The 409-nt window shown below is 46.5% G+C and carries 1 pseudogene; it reads right to left on the bottom strand.

What is annotated here, in order from left to right:
* Positions 1-409: pseudogene (locus SORDD15_RS10325) on the bottom strand (type IV secretion protein Rhs); the annotation flags it as partial.

The following is a 409-nucleotide window of genomic DNA, read 5'->3' as shown; positions in this document are numbered from 1 at the left end:
CCTTATCTCAGGTGGGGTGACTTCCTTGGTACCGACAGGATGGCCATAGGGATCATTCACAGGCTCGATCCGCTTATAGCCAATCTTGTTAGTCGTTTTATACTTTTGAATGTTAAGGGCTTCGAGCTTGGCTCCTACCTTGTCCATAGCCTCATAGAAGGGGCGGTCGATTTTCTTATTGATGTAGGTGTTCACATTCTCGGCATACCGCTCTAAGGTAGAGAGTTTAGCTTGCAGAGTTTGTGCAGTGCTGGTTTCATCGTGATAAGTATAGGAAACAACACCGTCCGTATCCTTTTCCTTGATGAGTTTCTGGACCTTCTCAGAAATCTTGACCAGTTCCTCCACTCGTTTGGCAAATCCGGTCGAAGCTGTTCCAGTACTATAGGCTCCTGCTTGAACATTGGTA

The sequence above is a fragment of the Streptococcus oralis genome, assembly GCF_001578935.1.
In the GTDB taxonomy this organism is placed as follows: domain Bacteria; phylum Bacillota; class Bacilli; order Lactobacillales; family Streptococcaceae; genus Streptococcus; species Streptococcus oralis_R.
Note: the sequence above shows the minus strand (reverse complement) of the source record. Positions and strands in the feature narration are given on the sequence as shown.